Below are 4467 nucleotides of genomic sequence, written 5' to 3'. Positions count from 1 at the left end.
TTTTTATTTCGTTTGTCGCTTTCTGCGTTGTTGCTATCGGCGACTTGTCCTATATTACACCTCTATACACTAATCGTCAATACCTTTTTATAAAGTTATTCAAGTTAATATTTTTACACTCTCTAATCTAGAGAAGAACCTATAAATATTGCATTATCCGAAAAGCCTCTTCGGCTTCGCTTTAATTTCTTCTTCCAAAATATATTCAAGTTTACTTATACCCTAGACTTAATTGGTACGGAAGTTTTTCCCCAGCGAAACTAACAACCTTATTTTAATAAATACTAATACGTAATTAAAAAGTTATTACGCTCCCTAACACCTCTTTGTTTATCAGGCACTCTATTAGCAACGACGGAAGATATACGTATTCTTATAACAGACAACGATACAGAAATTTTTATATACTACTCTAGTTATAGAGTTCCCCTTATATGAAGTAATGGTTACTTACCCGTTTACTCGTAAATATATAGAAACACACTGATACATTTACTAACTATCCCTGTGTCACTAAAATAGCAGACTTATATCTCTTTCATCTTTAGCAGCATCCATTTCCATATCCCCTAGTCGTAATAACTTTTATATCCTCTTAACAAACATTATAAGATATACAAATAAACTATACCCAGGGCCCGAACCAATTAATAGCATTTCTTTTTAAACACATATACTGGATTAAAAATACGTACCTCAATTGATTGAGTGTACCTAACACGCCCAAATGGAACGTTTGTTCCGTTTGTATTTTATCACTTTTTATCACATTTAAGGATGTTTATCCTATACCTATATTTACATTTTACCGCTAGAAGAGCGAATCGAGTTACTAACAAAGCATGTAATTTTATTGTTTCTATATATATCCTCCGTTTTGAAATACATATAGAATTACAAATTCATTTATTTCTAGCTATAAACCTAAGAATACATAACAATAAGAAACCAATACATATAAAACACCTACAAAAACAAATTCTGCCACAAGGTATAATACGGCTGTACAATTATAAATCATAATCTTCTTAACACCTATAGGAGTCCCACCCGCATTTTACGCAAATATAAACTAAAAAAATTTCATTATAAAAAGAGCCTGAATTTCTACTCTAAGGAAAATCCAGCTCTTTTTTTGGGGCCACAACCAAAATTATTTAACTTACTCGCTATAACTGAACTCCCTCATAATAACCATAGCCAAAATAATTTTTACATTTAAGATTAAATGTCTATTTAATATTCCCTACTCTGCTGTACTGAAGATGAATGTATCATATCTATCACTGCATGATATAAATTTTCCGGATATTCAGCTATCCGATGACATAAATACAAGTACCACTCTTCCCCATAAGTCAAATACACCCTAGCATTATGTCCTTTGTTTTTCAAATCACTTAACATATCCGGACGAATTCCATATAGCATTTCTATTTATACATTAGATTGACTAAAATATTGACGTTGCTCCATTTCTTTAATAAGAATTTCATCATGTGTAGCTATAGATACAGGATGGTTATTTTCAACTAGTTGTTCTACGATCTGAAGATACTGTTGATTTAAGTCCGTTGACCTAGGCATAGAAATATCCGAAACTTCTTGATAAGCACCTTTTACAACTCGTATTTTCCCCGGATAATGTAGGAGTTCTTGAATATCATTGTTTGAGCGATATAAATGCGCCTGAATCGTTATCCCTACATTAGGATATTGCTCAGTTGTTTTTTTATAGATGGAAAGAATGTCTGCTGCTTTAGATGATTCTTCCATACTTATCATAAGAGTAGTCCCATGTACTTTTGCTTTCTCTGCCAACTCCATTAAATGAATATAAGATATTTCTGGATCTATAGATAATCCAATATGAGATAAATCGAGTGATACTGTTTGTTTCATAGATAGAGCACCCATATCCCCAATAAGATTCCAAAACTCATTTTTTGCTTTATAACATTCCTCTATATCTAGAGTGTTTTCCCCTATGTATTCTAGTGAAGTATGATAACCTTTTGTGATTAGTTCTTTCGCTGTCACAATCCCCTCATATCTCGTTTCTCCGGTGACACAGCGTTTCGCAGCTTGCAATAATAACGCATAGAGTTCAGTGGATTGTTGTACATAGGATTTTATATGTTCATTTCGTGCAATCGATTTAAATGCCTGAGCTACTTGGAATTCTGGTTTCGTCATCACATTCTCATCCCCTTTAGAACTATTTGATCCAACTATAGCATGCTAAAATGGTTTATATTAGTACCATTTCAACCAAACTTTTATGGTACCAATTTTGATGAAAGGAGCATTTACATGTTTTGGATACCTATTGATCGATCGTTAGATATAAGTTTAATTCGACAGGTTTATCACCAAATACGTGAACGAATATTAAACGGAGAGCTACAATCTGGAGAAAAACTACCATCAACACGGGAATTATCTTCTGAGTTAAGCGTGTCTAGGAATGTAATTTTAGAAGCTTATGATCAATTATTTTCCGAAGGTTTTTTGGTCGCTCGACAGGGAGCTGGGACATTCATTGCCGAAGGGACTTATTTAGAACAACGTAACAAATCAACTCTAATCGATTCTTTATCTTGGCGCGAAGAAACAAACAAAGACAGTAACATCATTAATTTTCGTTCAGGGATACCAGCATTAGACTTATTTCCACGTAAGGGATGGGCAAAGTTATCTCATACTATATGGAACGAAACACCTCCTTCTACGTTTGGATACGATATTCCCGAAGGGCGTCTCGAATTAAGAAAGGCTTTATCACGCTATTTACTAAAAACAAGAGGAGTTTTTTGTCATCCAGAACAATTAGTAATTACCTCCGGTGCAACTCAAGCTTTAACACTTGTTTCTAAGTTACTTTTGTCAACAGGCGACGAAGTACTAATAGAAGATCCCATCACCAATGACATTCAAACAATTTTTAAAAATTCAGGAGCCTGCCTTTATCCTATACCAGTTGATCATAATGGGATGGATACATCTTTGTTGCCTGCAAATAAAAACCCAAAATTCATCTTCACTACTCCTTCTCATCAGTTTCCTTTAGGAGGAGCGTTACCGATTCAACGACGGGTTCAATTGATTAACTACTCAAGAAAAACAAATTGTTATCTCATTGAAGATGATTATGACAGTGAGTTTCGATATGAAGGCTCACCTGTAAGTTCATTACAGGGATTGGATCCCGAGCGTGTTATATATATAGGTTCATTTAGTAAAATTTTATCACCGGCCCTTAGGATGGGATACTTAGTTCTCCCCTCACACCTTATTGAAAAATGTCGCAGGGTAAAATGGTTTTCAGATCTACATACATCTTCTTTAAATCAGCTTGTCCTTGCTAAATTTATTGCCGAAGATTATTTGGAACGGCATATTATGAAGATGAAAAAAATCTATAAAAACCGAAGAGATTTCCTTATCCAGCAATTAAAATTAGCATTCTCAAATAAGATCAATATTTTCGGTTATTCTACAGGATTACACCTGATTGTTGAATTCAATCAAGTTCAATTCAACAAAGAATTACTTGAGAAAATCCAACAACTTGGGGTTAAAGTATATCCTGTGGAAGACCACGCCATCGAAAAAGGAAAACATCATAATCGAATTATTATGGGGTATGGACATTTAACAACTGAAGAAATAAAAGAAGGTGTGAGCCGGCTACAGAGGGCAATACCTTGTATATATTCTTGTTAATAAATAGACTTTAAAACTCAAAATTAAAGAATCTAACAAATAAGGAAATTTCCCAGGGATTATAAAGAGACTAAAATATTAATTAGAGTGAGGTAACGATACAAATGAATCCATTAGCACAATCATATTGGGATACTTATTGGGGAAACAGTGACAAACCGGAATCTGTTACAGCTTGGCAATTCGGTGATTCTCCTAATTATCTCGCACAGTTAGTAATTGATGGAATAAAAACAGCAACATGCTCCGGCCATATTTTTTATGAATTAGAAAATGAACCACTACCAACAACTAACGATTATAGTATTGTACTCAATAGTCAGGATGAACCTGTAGCTATTATTAAGACAATAGAAGTAACTATAATGCCAATGAATGAAGTAACAGAAGAATTCGCTATCGCTGAAGGCGAAGGCGATCGTACTTATAGTTACTGGAGAGATACCCATATTCAGTTTTTTACAAAGGAACTAAATGAGCTTAGTCTTAGTTTTTCTGAAGATATGCTGCTCGTTTGCGAACGTTTTAAGCTTATCGATGTAAAAAACAAAGTGAAGCTATGATAAATAACGATTTTACCGGAAGTCCATGCTATATAAATACATTTATCTTTAAACAAATAAGCTTGTTATGAATGGATTTCTTGAGCCATTCATAACAAGCTTATTTCATTAAACACAAAAAAGACGAGTCATTCTGACTCGTCTTAAGCTTGCTTGGCGACGTCCTACTCTCACAGGG

General features: G+C 34.0%; 2 protein-coding genes and 2 pseudogenes. 3 read left to right on the top strand and 1 reads right to left on the bottom strand.

Annotated features, from left to right (window positions below; translation table 11 throughout):
• Positions 1-400: 400 nt before the first annotated feature.
• A pseudogene (locus BAU23_RS30630) lies at positions 401-513 on the top strand (ABC transporter permease); the annotation flags it as partial.
• 723 nt (positions 514-1236) lie between these two features.
• Here BAU23_RS30630 and BAU23_RS17125 read toward each other — a convergent pair.
• Positions 1237-2196, bottom strand: a pseudogene (locus tag BAU23_RS17125) (proline dehydrogenase family protein).
• A 117-nt stretch (positions 2197-2313) separates the two neighbouring features.
• On the opposite strand from BAU23_RS17125, the gene pdxR reads away from it, so the two are divergent.
• Both pdxR and BAU23_RS17115 read left to right on the top strand, forming a co-directional pair.
• Positions 2314-3726: a MocR-like pyridoxine biosynthesis transcription factor PdxR gene (gene pdxR, locus BAU23_RS17120; protein ID WP_071734853.1), complete on the top strand. Its 1413-nt coding sequence runs from the start codon at positions 2314-2316 to the stop codon at positions 3724-3726.
• Between the two features lie 104 nt (positions 3727-3830).
• Positions 3831-4289 (top strand): ASCH domain-containing protein, encoded by a 459-nt coding sequence (locus BAU23_RS17115; protein WP_001068551.1) that lies wholly within the window; start codon positions 3831-3833, stop codon positions 4287-4289.
• The last annotated feature ends 178 nt before the right edge of the window (positions 4290-4467 follow it).

Origin of the sequence: Bacillus nitratireducens (genome assembly GCF_001884135.1) — a bacterium.
Classification (GTDB): Bacteria; Bacillota; Bacilli; order Bacillales; family Bacillaceae_G; genus Bacillus_A; species Bacillus_A nitratireducens.
The sequence above is the reverse complement of the archived record's forward strand: the minus strand, read 5'-3'. Positions and strand labels throughout refer to the sequence as shown.